The organism is Bradyrhizobium sp. dw_411 (assembly GCF_018449695.1).
Lineage (GTDB): Bacteria > Pseudomonadota > Alphaproteobacteria > Rhizobiales > Xanthobacteraceae > Bradyrhizobium.
In genome coordinates this window covers 99,898-117,240 of sequence record NZ_JAAVUY010000017.1, presented here as the reverse complement: position 1 = coordinate 117,240, position 17,343 = coordinate 99,898, and the positions used below count along the sequence as shown (strand labels likewise).

Sequence of the window (17,343 nt, the reverse complement as noted above, 5' to 3'; positions counted from 1 at the left end):
TTATGGGAAATTGCCCACTACTTGTATTTATTTGATATTTTTTGCTCTTAAAAATTAGGGTTGGGCCAAAAATGTAAAAGCTGCAAAAGTCAACTTTCGGCTAATTATATTGGGTTATTGTAACATTATATGTAAAGGATTGCCTTATTTCAAAGGTGGGCAGTATGACGTATCGATGTGTATCCTGAATATTAGCCCACTTTCTGGGTGTTGACCAAAATCGCCGCGCCGGTCAACGCGCATCTGATTTGCGCGGCACGGCCCTTTGTCGGCCGGGCAGAGCACATTAGGTTCAGTCTCATGATCCCGCTTTCCATTCTCGACCTCTCCGTCGTCACCACTGGCACCAAGCCCGCCGCAGCGCTGCGCAACAGCATCGATCTGGCGCGCTTCGCCGATACGCTGGGCTACACCCGCTACTGGCTGGCCGAACACCACAACCTGTCGTCGGTCGCGAGCCCGGCGCCGGAAATCATGATCGGGCAGATCGCCGCGGTGACCAAAAACCTGCGCGTCGGCTCCGGCGGTGTGATGCTGCCCAACCATGCGCCGCTGATGGTCGCCGAACGTTTCAAGATGCTGGAAGCGCTGTTTCCCGGCCGGATCGATCTTGGGCTCGGCCGCGCGCCCGGCACCGACGGCACCACCGCCTATGCCTTGAGGAGCCGGCTCGATCGCCGCGAAGGCGACGATTTTCTTGAGCGGCTGCATGAGCTGACGCTGTGGGAGACCCGCGATTTTCCGCCCGACCACCCCTTCAACAAGGTGGTGGCGATGCCGGATGATACGCCGCTGCCGCCGATCTGGCTGCTCGGCTCCAGCGATTATAGCTCAGAGCTTGCCGCCCAGGTCGGGATGGGGTTTGCATTTGCGCATCATTTCGCCTCGCATGACGCGCTGGCCGCGATGATCAATTATCGCATGCATTTCAAGCCATCGGGCTGGCGCACCACGCCCTATGCTATCCTCGCCGTGGCTGTCGTCGCGGCCGACACCGACGCGGAAGCCGAACAACTCGCGTCGTCGATGGATCTCAACCGATTGCGGAGGGATCGCGGCCAGTATCTGCCGCTGCCGAGCGTCGAGGAAGCGCTGGCCTATCCCTACAGCGACGCCGAGCGCGCGTTGGTCGCGCGTAACCGTTCGCGGATGTTTGTCGGCAGCCCCGCGACTGTCATGACAAAACTGCAGCCGATGATCGCGGCCAGTCAGGCCGATGAGCTGATGGTCATCACCGCGGTGTATGACCACGACGCGCGCAAGAAGTCCTATCGACTGATGGCGGATGCGTTCGGGCTTGGCAACAAGGCCGCGGCGTAAATACCGTCATTCCGGGGCGATGCGTAGCATCGAGCCCGGAATCTCGAGATTCCGGGTCTGGTCCTTCGGACCATCCCGGAATGACGAACATCAAATCAGTCCGCCGTCTCGCTGAACGTCGCGCGGAACGGGTGGGCGGGATAGACGCCGACGATCCGCAATTCACGCGAGAAGAATTTCAGCTCCTCCAGCGCGAAGGCGAGATTTTTGTCGTCGGGATGGCCATCGACATCCGCATAGAACTGCGTGGCGAAGAAATTGCCGTCGACCATGTAGCTTTCCAGCTTGGTCATGTTGACGCCGTTGGTCGCAAAGCCGCCCATCGCTTTGTAAAGCGCGGCGGGCAAATTGCGCACCCGGAAAACAAAGGTAGTGACCAGCGGCCCCGATCCCTGTTTGGCCCACGCGGCCTCGCGCGCCAGCACCACGAAGCGCGTGGTGTTGTGGGTTTCGTCCTCGACATCCTCGGCCAGGATATCGAGACCGTAGATATCGGCGGCCAGTCGGGGCGCGATCGAAGCGCAGCTTTTGTCGCCGCGCTCTCCCACAATGCGCGCGCTACCGGCGGTATCGACCGCGACGATCGGCCTGATGCCGAGCTTGCGGATGATGCGGCGGCATTGGCCGAGCGCGTGGACGTGGCTTTCCACGGTCTTGATATCGGCCAGTTTGGCGCCGCGCGGCGCCATCAATTGGTGATGGATCGGTAAAAACCATTCGCCGACGATGAACAGGCCGGATTGCGGCAGGAGATGATGGATATCGGCGACCCGGCCGGCGACCGAATTCTCGATCGGGATCATGCCCAGATCCGCCTCGCCCGAGGTGATCGCGGCCAGCGCGTCCTCGAAGGTCGGGCAGGGCAATGGTTCGGCGTCGGGATAGGCTTCGGCGATCGCAATATGAGAGTTTGCGCCGGGCTCGCCCTGGAATGCGATTTTGATGGGTTTGGTCGTTGTCATGGCGGGCCTTTTACCAGCCGCCTAGGTTTTCGCTAGTATGCGGCGGGCGGTTTCGAGGTCGGCGGGGGTGTCGACCCCGCGCGGCACGGTATCGACGATGGTGACATCGATCCGCATGCCGGCCTCGATGGCCCGCAATTGCTCGAGTTTTTCTTGCTGTTCCAGGTAAGAGGGCGGCAGTGCCACGAACCGCTCCAGCGCCGCACGCCGATAGGCATAGAGACCGATGTGATGGTAGCGCGGCCCGTCGCCCCAGGGGGCCGTGGCGCGGGTGAAATAAAGCCCGCGCAGCCGCTTCGGGCCGATCGGCGATCCCACCACTTTCACGACGTTCGGATTCGACGCCTCTTCCTCGGTATGGATTTCGGCGGCCAGGGTCGCGATATCGACCCCGGCGTCGGCCAGTGGCGCCAGCACGTCGCGGATATTGTCGGACGAAATGGTCGGAAAGTCGCCCTGCAGATTGACGATGATGTCGGTCTCGCCGCGGGGGTCGAGCTTGCCCAGCGCCTCGTAGCTGCGGTCCGATCCCGAAGGATGATCGGCGCGGGTCATCACCGCCTCGAAACCGTGGGCGGTCACGACCGCCGCAATCTCCGGGGTGTCGGTGGCCACCGCGACGCGGCCGATGGCGGCGTCCTGCGCGCGGCGCAGCACATGGACGATCATCGGCAGGCCGGCGATGTCCAACAGCGGCTTGCCCGGCAGCCGGGTCGCTGCCATACGGGCGGGAATCAGTACCAAAATACGGGGTTCGGTCATCAAAGTGAGGTCTGGGCTCCCGGTCGATAACAAGCCGGAAATGATGGGGATTGGTCGAAAGCCGATGCATTTATACGGGTTGCCAGAGCACGGGCAAACCGATATCTGATCGTGGCTCGGGTGCGGTGCGAAAGCCTGATTCCTGACGCTCATCCGCGGCCGTTTCTCTCCGGCCTAAAGTCGACATTCCGGCCTGGAGCCTGATCCAAAATGGACTCCTTCGAACTCAATAAAATCATGGGTGCCGTTCTGGCCACCTGTCTCGTTCTGCTCGCGACCAGTTTCGCTGCCGGCGCGATTTTCTCGCCCGTGCTGCCGGAAAAGCCGGGTTTCGAAATTGCGGTGAAGGAAGAGGCGCCGGGCGGCAAGGAAGCCGCGCCCGTCGCGTCCGAGCCGATCGAGAAACTGCTGCAGACCGCGTCGGTCGAGAAGGGCGCCGCGGCGGCCAAGAAGTGCGCCGCCTGCCACGACTTTACCAAGGGCGGTCCCAACAAGGTCGGTCCGAACCTTTACGGCGTGCTCGGCCGTGAACGTGGCACCGAGCCCGGGTTCAACTATTCCGCTGGCATGAAGGCCAAGCCGGGCAAGTGGACCTATGAGGACCTCAATCTGTTCATCACTAACCCCAAGGGTTTCGTCCCGGGCACCGCGATGGGCTTTGCCGGTATCCAGAAGGACAGTGAGCGCGCGGACGTGATCGACTATCTGCACACGCTTGCGGACAGCCCGCTGCCGTTGCCGACGGCGGCGAAATAACGCCGTTGGTTCCCATCGAATTTTTAACGCAAACGGCCGGGCTTTTGCCCGGCCGTTTTTGTATTCCGTGCCGGTCGCGAGGGCACTTTTGGGCAGGTCGTGTACTTACCTAGCGGGGCGTTTCGTCGCAGTGCCACCGTTCACAAGCTAGTATCATGAGGAAAAAGCAACATAATCGGTCGAAACCTTGCCTTATAATGCGTCCTCAATAGCCCACCGTACCCACGGGGATTCTTCATTTGACCATTACCCGACGATACCTTTTACAGAACGCCGCCTTCGCCACCATCATCCCGGCCCTGGGAACCGCAACCGGCCTTCCGGCGGTGAGCCCGGCCAGTGCGCAGACAGCCGGCGGCGAGCCGGCCTGGCGCCACGGACTTTCGCTATTTGGCAATGTCAAATATCCCGCCGACTTCAAGCGTTTCGACTACGTCAATCCGGACGCGCCCAAGGGCGGTGTCGCGCGGCAAATTCTGATTGGGACGTTCGACCACTTCAATGCGGTGGTGGCGGGCGTCAAAGGCTCTTATGCCGCTGCTGCCGGGCTGATCTATGAAGCGCTGACGACACCGGCGCTGGACGAGGTTTCGACAGAGTACGGCGCGCTGGCCGAGAGCGTCAGCTATCCCGAAGATTTCTCATCGGTGACCTACCGCCTGCGGGCACAGGCAAAATGGCACGACGGCGTGTCTGTGACGCCGGAGGACGTGATCTTCTCGCTGGATGCGTTCAAGCAAAATCATCCGCAATATTCTGCCTATTATCGCCACGTGGTGAAGGCGGAGAAGGTCGGCGAGCGCGATATCAAATTCACCTTCGACGCGCCCGGTAACCGCGAACTGCCGCAAATCGTCGGTCAATTGACGGTGCTCCCGAAACATTGGTGGGAAGGCAAGGACAGCGAAGGCCGCAAGCGCGATATCTCGGCGACCACGCTGGAGAAGCCGCTTGGTAGCAGTGTCTATCGGATCAAGGAATTTGTGCCGGGCCGTTCGATCGTGCTGGAACGCGTGAAGGATTATTGGGGACGCGATCTCAGCGTCAATGTCGGGCGCAATAATTTCGACGAGTTGCGTTACGAGTATTTTCGCGACTCAACGGTGGCGCTTGAGGCTTTCAAGGCCGATCAGGTCGATTGGCGTACTGAAAACAGTGCCAAGAATTGGGCCACAGCGTACGACTTCCCCGCGGTGAAGGAACAGCGGGTGCTGCTGGAAGAATTTCCGAACCGCAGTTCCGGCGTCATGCAGGCCTTCGCGCTGAATATCCGCCGCGAAAAGTTTGCAGATCCGAAGGTGCGCCGCGCGCTCAATTTCGCGTTCGATTTCGAGGAAATGAACAAGCAGATTTTCTTCAATCAGTATAAGCGCGTTACCAGCTATTTCGACGGCACCGAATTGGCGTCAAGCGGTCTGCCGCAGGGCAAAGAATTGGAGATCCTTGACACCGTCCGCGCGCAGGTGCCCGCAGAAGTGTTTACGACGGCCTATACCAATCCGGTCGGCGGCAACCCGGAGGCGGTGCGCGACAATCTGCGCGAAGCCCTGCGCCTGCTCAAGGAAGCCGGTTACGAAGTCCGCGACCGCAAGCTTGTCGACATCAAGAGCGGCACGCAATTCACCATCGAATTGCTGGTCGAAGACCCGAGCTTCGAACGGGTGATGCTGTTCTTCAAGCCGTCGCTGGAACGCCTGGGTATCGCCGTGAGCGTGCGTACCATCGATCCGACGCAATATGAAAACCGATTGCGGACCTGGGACTTCGATGTCGTGACATCGAGCTGGCCGGAATCATTGTCACCGGGCAACGAACAACGCGAATATTGGGGATCACAGGCTGCCGACACGGCGGGGTCGCGCAACATCATCGGGATCAAGAATCCGGCAATCGACAAGCTGATAGAGCGCGTCATTTTCACCAAGGACCGCGACGATTTGGTCGCGGCAACCAAGGCGCTCGATCGGGTCTTGCTGTGGAATCACTATGTCGTGCCGCAGTGGAATTATACGAAGGTGCGGACCGCGCATTGGGACCGCTTTGGCCGGCCATCGAAAATGCCGGAATACGGAGCCTCGGCATTTCCGGCGATCTGGTGGTTCGACGCCGACAAGGCTGCCAAGATCGGCAAGCGCTCTTGAGGAAATATCCGCGCATGGCGCAGCTCTCCCGCCGGCATGTGCTCGGTCTTGGTGTCGGCGCGCTCGGCGCGTCGTGGCTGCGGCCGGCGCTATCGGCCGAGGAGGCTGTGTCGGCCCACGGCATGTCGGCGTTCGGCGACCTGAAATACCCAGCGGATTTTCATCACTTCGACTACGTCAACGTCGCGGCGCCGAAGGGTGGATTTTTTTCGTTGATTCCCTCGGTGCGGTCCTACAACCAGTCCTACCAGACCTTCAGCTCGTTCAACGCCTACATCCTCAAGGGCGAAGGCGCACAGGGCATGGATATGACGTTTGCGCCGCTGATGGTGCGCGCCAGCGACGAGCCCGATGCGATGTATGGCCTCGTGGCCAAGTCCGTGCAGATATCGGCCGACAAGACCATCTATCGCTTCACGCTGCGGCCGGAGGCTAGATTTCACGACGGTACGAAACTGACGGCGCATGATGCCGCGTTTTCGCTGATGACGCTGAAGGAGAAAGGTCATCCTTTGATCGTGACGCAGATGCGCGATGTGATCAAGGCGGAAGCCATCGACGATTCGACGCTGGTCGTCACCTTTGCCGCGACGCGCGCCCGCGATGTGCCGCTCTATGTCGCGGGCCTGCCGATTTTCTCCAGGGCTTATTACGCGACGCGAGCTTTCGATGAATCGACGCTGGACACCCCGCTGGGGTGCGGGCCGTACAAGGTCGGGAAGTTCGAGGCCAACCGCTACGTCGAATACGAACGGGTGAAGGATTGGTGGGGCGCTGATCTTCCGGTCGCGCGTGGCAGTTATAATTTCGACACAGTGCGGTATGAATTCTACCGCGATCGCGACGTCGCTTTCGAGGGATTTTCCGCGAGAAGTTATCTCTATCGGGAGGAATTCACCGCCCGGGTATGGGCGACGCGCTATGATTTCCCGGCCGTGAAGGATGGTCGCGTCAAGCGCGAGACCTTACCGGACGATACGCCGTCCGGTGCGCAGGGCTGGTTCATCAATACCCGCCGCGAAAAATTCAGGGATCCGCGGGTGCGCGAGGCGCTGATCCAGGCGTTCGATTTCGAATGGACAAACAAGACCATCATGTACGGCGCCTATGCGCGCACCCATTCGCCGTTCCAGAATTCGGACATGATGGTGAGCGGGCCGCCGTCGCCGGAAGAACTCAAGCTGCTGGAGCCGTTTCGCGGACAGGTGCCGGACGAAGTGTTTGGTGTGCCGTTCGTGCCACCGGTGTCGGATGGCTCGGGGCAGGACCGTGCGCTGCTGCGCAAGGCGTCGCAATTGCTGCAGGATGCTGGATTGTCGGTTAAGGACGGCAAGCGGGTGCTGCCGAATGGCGAAGTGTTCAGAATAGAATTTTTGGTCGACGAGCCCTCGCTGCAGCCGCATCACGCGCCCTACATCAAGAATCTCGGCACGCTCGGGATCGAAGCAAGCCTGCGGGTCGTCGATCCCGTGCAGTATCGCGCCCGGGTGGAAGATTTCGACTTCGATATGACTATTGAGCGCTTCAGCATGTCAGCGACACCGGGCGACGGCATGCGTCCGTTCTTCTCGTCGCAGGCGGCTGCAACCAAAGGGTCGTATAATCTCGCCGGCATTTCAAATCCGGCGATCGATACGCTGCTCGAGAAGATCATCGGCGCGGACAATCGCGCCGATCTCACGGTGGCCTGCCGCGCCTTCGATCGGGTATTTCGCGCCGGGCGCTATTGGGTGCCGCAATGGTATCGGACCAGTCACCCGATCGCCTATTGGGATCTGTTCGGGCATCCCGACAAGCAGCCGCATTATGCGCAAGGCGTCGGAGCGCCGGAAAACTGGTGGTCTGACACTGATAAAGTGGCCAAGGCCGAGCAGGCGAAATAATTCATGAGTGCCTATATCGCCCGACGCATTCTGTTGATGATCCCGACGCTGCTCGGGATTCTGTTCGTATCGTTCGTGGTGGTTCAATTCGCGCCGGGTGGCCCGGTGCAAAGGGTAATTGCGCAACTCAGCGGCGCCGACACCGGTGCCGGTTCACGAATTTCAGGTTCCGGTGGCGATTTTGGCGCGCGCGGCCAGGTTGGCGCGGCCTCAGATGTGGTGAATTCGAAATACCGCGGCGCCCAGGGGCTTGATCCTGAATTCATCAAGAAGCTCGAAAAGCAGTTCGGCTTCGACAAGCCGGCGCCGGAGCGTTTTGCGCTGATGCTGTGGAATTTCGCGCGGTTCGATTTCGGCAACAGCTATTTCCGCGACGTCAGCGTGCTGCAGCTGATCAAGGAAAAACTGCCGGTTTCGATGTCGCTGGGCATCTGGATGACGCTCCTAACCTATCTGATTTCGATTCCGCTCGGTATCCGCAAGGCGGTTATGGACGGATCGAGGTTCGACACCTGGACTTCGGTCGTGGTCATCATCGGCTTTGCGATCCCGGGTTTTCTGTTCGCGATCCTGTTGATCATCCTGTTCGCGGGCGGCTCGTTCCTCAGCATTTTCCCGTTACGCGGGCTTACCTCCGACGGCTGGGCGCAATTTCCCTGGTACTGGAAAATCATCGACTATTTCTGGCACCTCACGCTGCCCCTGGTTTCGATGGCGCTCGGCGCCTTCGCGACCATGACGTTGTTGACCAAGAATTCTTTCCTCGACGAAATCCGCAAGCAATATGTTATGACCGCACGCGCCAAGGGCTGCAGCGAGCGGCAAGTGCTCTACAATCACATTTTTCGTAATGCGATGCTGATCGTGATCGCCGGCTTTCCTGGTGCGTTCATTCACGCGTTCTTTTCGGGATCGCTGTTGATCGAAACCATCTTCTCGCTGGATGGGCTCGGCCTGCTCAGTTTCGAGAGCGTGCTCAATCGCGATTACCCCGTGGTGTTCGGGACGCTGTTCATCTTCTCGCTGGTGGGCCTCGTGGTCAATCTGATCTCGGATCTGGCTTACATGTGGATCGATCCGCGGATCGATTTCGAGGCGCGGGAAGTCTGATGACCCTCATCGCGCCCCCGCCGGTCGAGACCACAACGCAAGCGCCACTCGGCGAAGCGGTGCCGATGACACGGCATCGCTTCAGCCCATCGCCGCTCAACCGGCGCCGCTGGCAGAATTTCAAATCCAATCGGCGCGGCTATTGGTCGTTCTGGATTTTTCTCATTCTGTTCGTGGTCTCGCTGTTTGCGGAGTTGATCGCCAATGATCGACCGTTCTTCATCAAGTTCGACGGGCATTTGTATTGGCCGGCCTTCATCAGCTATTCGGAGACGACCTTCGGCGGCGATTTCGAAACCGCGGCGGATTATCGCGATCCCTTTCTGCAGAAGCTGATTGCCGACAAGGGCGGCACGGTCATCTGGCCGCTGATACGTTACTCCTACGATACGCATAATCTCGATCTGCCGACGCCGGCGCCGTCGAAGCCGACCTGGATGCTGACGGAAGATCAGTGCAAGGAAGTGGTGCAGAAGAAGGGTCTGAAGAGCTGCCGCGACCTCGAATATAACTGGCTTGGCACCGACGATCAGGGCCGCGACGTGGTCGCGCGGCTGATCTACGGCTTTCGTATCTCGGTGCTGTTCGGTCTCGCGCTGACGATCGTCTCGTCGGTCATCGGCGTCGCCGCCGGGGGCGTGCAGGGCTATTTCGGCGGCTGGATCGATCTCGGCTTTCAGCGCTTCATCGAGGTCTGGACCGCGATCCCCTCGCTCTATCTGCTGCTGATCCTCTCGTCGGTGCTGGTGCCCGGATTCTTTGTGCTGCTCGGTATTCTCCTGCTGTTCTCATGGGTTTCGCTGGTCGGCCTGGTACGCGCGGAGTTTCTGCGCGGTCGTAATTTCGAATATATCCAGGCGGCGCGCGCGCTCGGCGTCTCCAATGCCGTGATCATGTTCCGGCATCTATTGCCGAATGCGATGGTGGCGACCATGACGTTCCTGCCGTTCATCGTCTCGTCCTCGGTGATGACGCTGACCGCGCTGGATTTTCTTGGCTTCGGATTGCCGCCGGGGTCGCCTTCGCTGGGCGAATTGCTGTCGCAGGGCAAGGCCAACGTGCAGGCGCCGTGGCTGGGCTTTACCGGGTTCTTCGCGGTCGCGATCATGCTGTCGCTGCTGATTTTCATCGGCGAAGCCGTGCGCGACGCGTTCGATCCGCGCAAGACGTTTCGCTAAAGTCATGGTATTCTATCGGTCAGATAGAGGTGTCACATGAACAGGATCACGCGCGAGCACTATCCGGCGTCGAGACTTCCTGAGGATTTGCGGGCGGGCGTCGATCCGTCCTCGACCGTCACGGTAACGATTGTCGAAGAAGAGAAGCGGCCGGGAAAGGTCATGACACTTGAGGAGATTTTCGCTCTACGCCGTCCACCCTTCCGAACTGCGGAAGAGATCGACGATGATTTGCGGAAGCAGCGGGACGAGGGGGATGATTGAGGCGGGTGCGTCGTCGAAGCTGTATTTTGACGCTAATGTATTCATCTACGCCGTAGAGGGTAGCGATGACATCGCGGGTACTCTCCGCACGCTGTTCGAACTGTTGAGTAGAAGAAAAAACCTGGCTGTCACGAGTGAGTTGACGCTCGCCGAAGTGTTGCCAAAGCCTGATCCCATTAGACGCCGGAACTATTTGGAACTGATTGTGTATAGCGGTTTGTTTGATTTGCATCCGGTAACACGCGATGTCTTGATCGAGACCGCCGACTATCGACGAGTTGCCGGCTTGTCGAAGTCGGATATCTCTGAATCCCGGGCGGGCATGCCGAAACTTCCTGATGCCATTCACGTGGTGACAGCTGTCCGGGCCGGTTGTGCCAGGATGCTGTCGTTTGATCGAAAGTTAAAATTGCCTGAGGGCATGCAGCGCGTCACTCGATATGGACTTACGCAGCTGATCGAAGAACTGTCGTAATGGACGCCATCAACCAGCCCTTGCTCGACGTTCGCGACCTCTCGGTGGCCTTTCATCAACCGAGCGGCACGTCGATCGCAGTCGATCATGTATCGTTTTCGATCAAGCGCGGCCAATGCGTCGCGCTGGTCGGGGAATCCGGCTCGGGCAAATCCGTCAGCGCCTTGTCGATCCTCAAGCTGTTACCCTATCCGACTGCATCACATCCATCCGGCAGCGTTCGCTTTCAGGGCCGCGAATTGCTCAATCTGCCGGAGCGCGAAATCCGCAGGATTCGCGGCAACGACATCTCGATCATCTTTCAGGAGCCGATGACTTCGCTCAATCCGTTGCATACGATTGAGTCTCAAATCGGCGAAATTCTGCAGATTCATAGCGGCGTCCGCGGGGCGATGGCGCGGGCGCGCACGCTGGAATTATTGACACAGGTCGGCATTCCCGATCCGGAAACCCGGCTCGCGAGCTATCCGCATCAATTGTCGGGTGGTCAGCGCCAGCGCGTCATGATTGCGATGGCGCTCGCCAACGAGCCGGATCTCCTGATCGCCGATGAGCCGACCACCGCACTCGACGTCACCGTGCAGGCGCAGATCCTGACGCTGCTCGCGGAAATCCGCGCGCGGCTCGGCATGAGTCTGTTGTTCATCACCCATGACCTCGGTATCGTGCGCCGCATCGCCGACGTGGTCTGCGTAATGAACAGTGGCAAGATCGTCGAGCAGGGACCGGTCGAGCAGGTTTTCACCGCGCCCCAACATCCCTACACCCGCGCGTTGCTGGCCGCGGAACCGAAGCCAGATCCGGCGCCACCGCGGCCGGAATCTCCCGTCGTGATGTCGGCCGATGGCCTGAAGGTCTGGTTTCCGATCAAGCGTGGGCTGCTGCGCAACACGGTCGGCCATATCAAGGCGGTCGATGGCGTCAGCCTGAAGGTGCGCAAGGGCGAGACGCTCGGCGTGGTCGGCGAATCCGGCTCCGGCAAGACCACACTTGGCCTGGCGCTGTTGCGGCTGATTTCATCCGACGGGCCGATCGTGTTCCTCGGCAGCAATATTCAGGGCCTGCGCTTCAAGGAGATGCGGCCCTTTCGTCGCGACATGCAGATCGTGTTTCAGGATCCGTTCGGCGCGCTGAGCCCGCGCATGTCGGTCGGCGATATCGTCGCCGAAGGCCTCAGCGTACATCAGCGCGCGCTTTCGGAAGATCAGCGCGAGGCGCGCGTGATCAAGGCGTTGAAAGACGTCGGTCTCGACCCGGCGACGCGGTTTCGCTATCCGCATGAATTCTCCGGCGGCCAGCGCCAGCGCATCAGCATCGCCCGCGCGGTGGTGCTGGAGCCGAATTTCGTCGTGCTGGATGAACCGACCAGCGCGCTCGACATGCTGTTCCAGGCGCAGATGGTCGATCTGCTGCGTGAACTGCAGCGCAAGCGCGATTTGACCTATATGTTCATTTCGCATGATTTGCGCGTGGTCGCCTCGCTGGCGAGCCATTTGATCGTGATGCGTCACGGCAAGGTGGTGGAGGAGGGGCCGGCTTCGGAATTGTTCAAATACCCCAAGACCGATTACACCCGCGCGCTGTTCGCCGCCGCGTTCCGGCTCGAGACCGCGCCCGGCGGCATCGTCGCAAGCTAATCCATCCGCTTGATCGACGTGACTTCGCTGCCGGCGGCCTTGATGCGCGCGATGGCGCCTTGGGTCGGTTCGATCGCGGTCGCCATATGGTGGGCATTGGCATGAACGATCGAGGTCGCGTCGCGCGCAATCGCGACATGGCCTTTCCAGAAGATCAGGTCGCCACGCTGCAGCTTTTTCGATTCCGAGGAGTTCAATTCGCGGCCGAGGCCATCCTGCTGCATGTCGCTGTCGCGCGGGCAGCCGGTGCCGGCAGCGTTCAGGGACACCTGGACGAGGCCTGAACAGTCGATGCCGAAGCTGCTCTTGCCGCCCCACAAATACGGCGTGCCGATAAAACTCTCGGCAACCGCAACGAAATCTTCGGCACGGTGATCGATGCTGCCGACATGCGGCAGCGGCAGATACCAGCCTTCACGCGTAACGGCGAAGGCGCCGTCCTGCCGCGTCACGATGAGGGTTGTTCCCATCAGAAGTGCTGTGACCGGCAGCAGCTTGATCGAAGGGCCGGGAAACGCAAATGTCCGTAGCGCCGTAATCTTGTGCGTCGGCTGGCCCGATGGTTTTGCCAATGCGCGATCCGGTAGCCAGCCGACGTAACCATCGCTGTTCAGTTGGCCCCAGGCCCAGCCTTCGCCGTTGCGGTCGTAGATGGTCGCGCGTTCGCCCTTCAGCGCTTGCGTTACCATTTCGGCGTCGGACGACGGCGCGCTATGCAATGGCGCGATGGCCTCCGATATCTCGAATTCCTCGCCGGTGACGAAACGCGCAGCTTGGAGTTCGCCTTCGAGATATTTCGCGGCGAGGTCCGGACGCGCCGGGGTCGTGCGTGAATCACGCATAGCGATCGCTCAGCAATTTGTAGATCGCGCGGGCGGCCTGGCATTCGCCGCCCTCTGGACGCGCCGGTTTCGCTGACGGCGTCCAGCCGTAGATATCGACATGCAGCCAGCTCTTCGCGGTCTCGACAAAGCGCTGCAGGAACAGCGCACAGATGATCGAGCCGGCGAACCCGCCCGAGGGTGCGTTGTTGATATTGGCGACTTTCGAATCGAGCCAGCTATCGTAAGGCGGCCATAGCGGCAATCGCCATAGCGGATCGTTCTCGCGTTTTGCGGATATCGCCAGATCCTGCGCCAGACTTTCGTCGTCGGTATAAAACGGCGGCAATTCCGGACCCAGCGCGACCCGCGCTGCGCCGGTCAGCGTGCCCAGGTCGATCAGGAGATCGGGCTTCTCTTCGTCGGCGAGCGCAAGCGCGTCGGCGAGCACCAGCCGGCCCTCGGCATCGGTGTTGCCGATTTCCACGGTCGGGCCCTTGCGCGATGGGAAGATATCGAGCGGACGGAACGCGTTGCCGGCAACGGCGTTCTCGACGGCTGGAATCAGGACCCGCAGGCGCACCTTCAGTTTGGCGTCCATCACCATCAAGGCTAGCGCCAGCACATTGGCGGCGCCGCCCATATCCTTCTTCATGATCAGCATGCCGCTGGATGGTTTCAGATCGAGCCCGCCGGTGTCGAAGCAAACGCCCTTGCCGACCAGCGTCACCTTGGGATGATCAGGATCGCCCCAGCTAATGTCGATCAATCGGGGCGCGCGCGTCGACGCCATGCCGACGGCATGAATCAGCGGAAAATTCTGCCGTACCAGATCGTCGCCAATGATGCAGTTGAAACTGGCGCCGAAGCGATTCGCCAATTGCTGCGCGGCTTCCGCCAGCTCTTCCGGCCCCATGTCATTCGATGGCGTATTGATGAGGTCGCGGGCCAGTGCGGCCGCTTCCGCCATCCGCGCGATGTCGGCGACATCGACGCCATCGGGCGGCACCAGTTTGACCTCAGGCGCATCGGTCTTGCGGTAGCGGCCGAAGCGATAACTGCCGAGCGCGAAGGCCAGTGCGGCGAGACGCGCATCATGCGGAGCATTGGCGAAACGATAAACACCCGGCGGCAACAGGCCCGGCAGGAGACCGGGCCTGAACAGGTCGCGGAATTTGCTGGTCTCGTTTTCCAGCCCGAACAAAACCTGCGCGATTTTCCCGTTTGCGTCAGGCAGCGTCAGGCAGGCGCCGGGTTTGGCCGCAAAGCCATTGCCCAAGGCGAACGCTCGCGCCGGCGCAGGCAAATCAGCAGAGATTGCATCCCACGTCGCCTTGGTCGCAAACGTAATGGGAATAGCCAATGGTGCAGGTGCGTTCTCGAATACGGAATGCATGCTTCTCTCGGTCTTCAACTGAAACGGGCGTCATGAAATCGATCCCCGAGCGAGCCTCGGGTTTGCAGGCCTTTTGAGGGTTCTACAATGGCTGACACTATCAAACCAGCCCGAACAGTGAGGTCGGATCGGATAGGCTGGTTCAGGCAGTTGTCGGAAATTCCATGCAAGGCAAAGCGCGGATATCACGACGCGTGTCGTGATCACATTTGCATCGCGCGTAACATCGCGACAATGACGCCGAGGTGATTTGACGCGTCTTCATGATTGTATTTACGCTTTGATCAAGAGCTTGATGTGCATCAATTCTGCTTGCGCCGTTTGTGTTCACATCTGCAAGCAATGTAACCGGAGGCTTCGATGACGCAGAATAGAAAAACCCACCGCAACATTCTGATCCGCGGTTTGGCGGCGGTCGTGTTGTTCGGCGTCTATGCCTTCGGCATGCTCGGTACCTCTGCGCTCGTGCTCGGCGCATCCAGCACGGCAGCGCTTGCGCGGGGCGGTGGCGGCGGAGGCGGAGGTCATGGCGGTGGGGGTGGTGGCCACGGGTTCGGCGGCGGTGGCCACGGGTTCGGTGGCGGTGGTCACGGTTTCGGTGGTCACGGCTTTGGCGGCGGCTTCCGTGGTTTCCGCGGCGGTGGTTTCGGCTATGGTTTTTATCCCGGCTACTATGATGGCTATTATCCCTATTACGAAGACGAGACCAGTTGCTATGTGGTCCGGCAGCGCGTGAAGACGCGTCACGGCTGGCGTGTTCGTCACGTCGAGGTCTGCGAGTAATTTTGGCGCTGCGAGACGCTATGCTTTAAAGATAGCCGTCTCAAGACCATCATCTCAGGACAATCCGGCCTTGGCGTTTATCGCCGAGGCCGTTGGTTTGAGAAGGGATAGCAAGAAGGGATAAGCAACGCGATCGCGGCGGCCGCGATCCGCGACCGACCGGCCTCTACACGTTCGCGTGTGAGCGTGATAGAATTCCCGGGTTCGGCAATTGCGTTGAACCAATATTTCGGGAGCGTCACATGGCCAAGAAAGCCAAAAAGAAGGGTTTGGACGGTCGGCATCGCGACACCACCGGCCGTATCGACAAGAAGCATGGCAACACGCGCGTCGCGTCGCTGCGCAAAACATACGGCGAGCATTTCGCGGAAGGCCGCCGCAAGGACATGATGCTGAAGACCTTGCTGGCCGAGACCGGCACGGAATCTCTGCATGCCTATCTGCGCAAGCATCACAAATAGCCGGATGCGGCGGAACGGCGCTTCATTCATGTGATGCCGGGTGCCTGCCTCCGGACCTTCCGGCGTAAAGGTCGTCGGGCGCACGAATCTTGACATGCAAAGCCCGGGGCACTCTTTCCGGACCGGGGGGTTATTTTCTGTTAAACAGGTAATGCGATGGATTTTTTGCTGGATGCGGTTGTTGCCGTGGCTCATGGCGTTGAGCAGGTGTTGCTCTACGTGGAAAGTCACCACTGGATTTTCGGATTTATCGCGTTGGGGTACATATTCTATCTTCACGACAGGAATCTTCACGCCAGATTTGACGCGCTGGAAAAGCGGGTGGATGAAATCAGGAAACGGCTGGCGATCGAGCTTTGACGGATCGCGGCCGATCCCGCGGCCGGGATGTCAATACACAGCACTACCCCTGAAACCGGCGGGTCCCGTGCCGGGGGAAAGCATTAACCCGCCGTTAGGGTTAACAGCCTATTGCTGGCGCGTTCGGCTCGATCAAATCGCCTGATATCGTGAGTCAAAGTTCCATGCGTCTGCAGTCCAGCCTTGCCCGGCTTCTTGCGTCCGCGGCCGTGACGGCGATTTTGGCCGCTGGGCTCGGCGGATGCCAGACCACGTCCGATATCACGGGGTCTCTGTCGCCTTCGCCGAAGGCCGAATCCCCCGAATCCGATCCGCGCCGCGCTGTCGAAATCTATGGCGAGCGCTACCGTGCCGATCCCAAGGATGCCGCCGCCGCCCTTGCCTATGGTCAGGCCCTGCGTGCCACCGGACAGCGCAGCCAGGCTGCCGCCGTGCTCGAGCAGGCCACGATCGCTCATCCCGGCAACAAGGAGCTGATGGCCGGTTACGGCCGGGCGCTCGCCGACAATGGTAATTTCCAGCAGGCCTTCGACGTTCTCGCCCGTGCCCACACCCCCGCCAATCCCGACTGGCGAATTCTTTCGGTTCAGGGGACCGCACTCGACCAGCTTGGCAAGCACGACGAAGCGCGCCGCTATTACGCCAGTGCGCTGAAGATCATGCCGGACGAGCCGTCGGTGCTTTCCAATCTCGGTCTTTCCTATGTTCTCTCCGGCGAGCTGCCGAAGGCGGAAGAGGTGCTTCGCAAAGCCTATGGCACCGGCAGAGCCGATGCACGGGTGCGACAAAATCTGGGCCTGGTGGTCGGCTTGCAAGGCCGTTTCGCCGAGGCCGAAACTATCGTGAAGGCCGATCTGCCGGCCGATGAGGCCGCCGCCAACGTCGCCTATCTGAAACAGATGCTGAGCCGCAAGGACAATCCCCGCGGTGGCGCCGGAAGAGTGCCGGTGGCGTCTCTCAGCCATCCCGATTAGGGCGTTTTCGAGCGAAATAGATACCGGCCTGATCGTCATCACCCGCGAGAGCGGGTGATT

General features: G+C 60.2%; 17 protein-coding genes. 13 read left to right on the top strand and 4 right to left on the bottom strand.

What is annotated here, in order from left to right; all coding sequences use genetic code 11:
- Positions 1-300 precede the first annotated feature (300 nt).
- Positions 301-1,320, top strand: a complete 1,020-nt coding sequence (locus tag HB676_RS26140; RefSeq protein ID WP_213741350.1) for an LLM class flavin-dependent oxidoreductase — start codon at positions 301-303, stop codon at positions 1,318-1,320.
- 95 nt (positions 1,321-1,415) lie between these two features.
- Here HB676_RS26140 and HB676_RS26135 read toward each other — a convergent pair whose 3' ends face one another.
- Positions 1,416-2,282, bottom strand: a complete 867-nt coding sequence (locus HB676_RS26135) for a prephenate dehydratase (RefSeq protein WP_213741349.1) — start codon at positions 2,280-2,282, stop codon at positions 1,416-1,418.
- A gap of 21 nt (positions 2,283-2,303) precedes the next feature.
- Positions 2,304-3,044: a 3-deoxy-manno-octulosonate cytidylyltransferase gene (locus HB676_RS26130; RefSeq protein ID WP_213741348.1), complete on the bottom strand. Its 741-nt coding sequence runs from the start codon at positions 3,042-3,044 to the stop codon at positions 2,304-2,306.
- Between the two features lie 210 nt (positions 3,045-3,254).
- On the opposite strand from HB676_RS26130, the gene HB676_RS26125 reads away from it, so the two are divergent.
- The 8 genes from HB676_RS26125 to HB676_RS26090 all read left to right on the top strand — a co-directional run bounded on the left by HB676_RS26125 (position 3,255) and on the right by HB676_RS26090 (position 12,488).
- On the top strand, positions 3,255-3,800 hold the full coding sequence (locus HB676_RS26125; protein WP_213741347.1) for a cytochrome c family protein: 546 nt from the start codon (positions 3,255-3,257) through the stop codon (positions 3,798-3,800).
- Between the two features lie 239 nt (positions 3,801-4,039).
- A complete protein-coding gene (locus HB676_RS26120; protein ID WP_213741346.1) occupies positions 4,040-5,941 on the top strand; it encodes an extracellular solute-binding protein in 1,902 nt (633 codons plus the stop codon).
- Between the two features lie 14 nt (positions 5,942-5,955).
- On the top strand, positions 5,956-7,824 hold the full coding sequence (locus tag HB676_RS26115; protein WP_213741345.1) for an extracellular solute-binding protein: 1,869 nt from the start codon (positions 5,956-5,958) through the stop codon (positions 7,822-7,824).
- Positions 7,825-7,827: 3 nt separating this feature from the next.
- The gene (locus HB676_RS26110; RefSeq protein WP_213741344.1) at positions 7,828-8,934 is read left to right on the top strand and encodes a microcin C ABC transporter permease YejB; all 1,107 of its coding nucleotides are present in this window, start codon (positions 7,828-7,830) and stop codon (positions 8,932-8,934) included.
- Complete coding sequence (locus tag HB676_RS26105; RefSeq protein ID WP_213741343.1) at positions 8,934-10,112, top strand: ABC transporter permease; 1,179 nt, start codon at positions 8,934-8,936, stop codon at positions 10,110-10,112. The genes HB676_RS26110 and HB676_RS26105 overlap by 1 nt, the downstream gene beginning before the upstream one ends.
- Before the next feature lie 36 nt (positions 10,113-10,148).
- Positions 10,149-10,376, top strand: a complete 228-nt coding sequence (locus HB676_RS26100; RefSeq protein WP_213741342.1) for a hypothetical protein — start codon at positions 10,149-10,151, stop codon at positions 10,374-10,376.
- On the top strand, positions 10,369-10,851 hold the full coding sequence (locus HB676_RS26095) for a type II toxin-antitoxin system VapC family toxin (protein WP_213741341.1): 483 nt from the start codon (positions 10,369-10,371) through the stop codon (positions 10,849-10,851). The genes HB676_RS26100 and HB676_RS26095 overlap by 8 nt, the downstream gene beginning before the upstream one ends.
- Entirely contained in the window at positions 10,851-12,488 is a 1,638-nt protein-coding gene (locus HB676_RS26090; protein WP_213741340.1) for an ABC transporter ATP-binding protein, read from the top strand. Before HB676_RS26095 ends, HB676_RS26090 begins: the two co-directional genes overlap by 1 nt.
- Here the strand turns inward: HB676_RS26090 and HB676_RS26085 are convergent.
- Both HB676_RS26085 and HB676_RS26080 read right to left on the bottom strand, forming a co-directional pair.
- Positions 12,485-13,330 carry an NlpC/P60 family protein gene (locus HB676_RS26085; RefSeq protein ID WP_213741339.1) on the bottom strand — a complete coding sequence of 282 codons (846 nt, stop codon included), beginning with the start codon at positions 13,328-13,330 and terminating at the stop codon, positions 12,485-12,487. The genes HB676_RS26090 and HB676_RS26085 overlap by 4 nt on opposite strands.
- Positions 13,323-14,705 (bottom strand): leucyl aminopeptidase family protein, encoded by a 1,383-nt coding sequence (locus tag HB676_RS26080; protein ID WP_213741338.1) that lies wholly within the window; start codon positions 14,703-14,705, stop codon positions 13,323-13,325. Before HB676_RS26080 ends, HB676_RS26085 begins: the two co-directional genes overlap by 8 nt.
- 360 nt (positions 14,706-15,065) lie before the next feature.
- Between HB676_RS26080 and HB676_RS26075 the strand changes: the two genes are divergently transcribed.
- The 4 genes from HB676_RS26075 to HB676_RS26060 all read left to right on the top strand — a co-directional run bounded on the left by HB676_RS26075 (position 15,066) and on the right by HB676_RS26060 (position 17,283).
- The gene (locus HB676_RS26075) at positions 15,066-15,488 is read left to right on the top strand and encodes a hypothetical protein (protein ID WP_213741337.1); all 423 of its coding nucleotides are present in this window, start codon (positions 15,066-15,068) and stop codon (positions 15,486-15,488) included.
- Between the two features lie 242 nt (positions 15,489-15,730).
- Positions 15,731-15,949, top strand: coding sequence for a hypothetical protein (locus HB676_RS26070; RefSeq protein ID WP_213741336.1), 219 nt, complete (start codon positions 15,731-15,733; stop codon positions 15,947-15,949).
- 156 nt (positions 15,950-16,105) lie between these two features.
- Positions 16,106-16,309: a hypothetical protein gene (locus HB676_RS26065; RefSeq protein WP_213741335.1), complete on the top strand. Its 204-nt coding sequence runs from the start codon at positions 16,106-16,108 to the stop codon at positions 16,307-16,309.
- 164 nt (positions 16,310-16,473) lie between these two features.
- Positions 16,474-17,283 carry a tetratricopeptide repeat protein gene (locus tag HB676_RS26060; protein ID WP_213741334.1) on the top strand — a complete coding sequence of 270 codons (810 nt, stop codon included), beginning with the start codon at positions 16,474-16,476 and terminating at the stop codon, positions 17,281-17,283.
- Positions 17,284-17,343 lie beyond the last annotated feature (60 nt).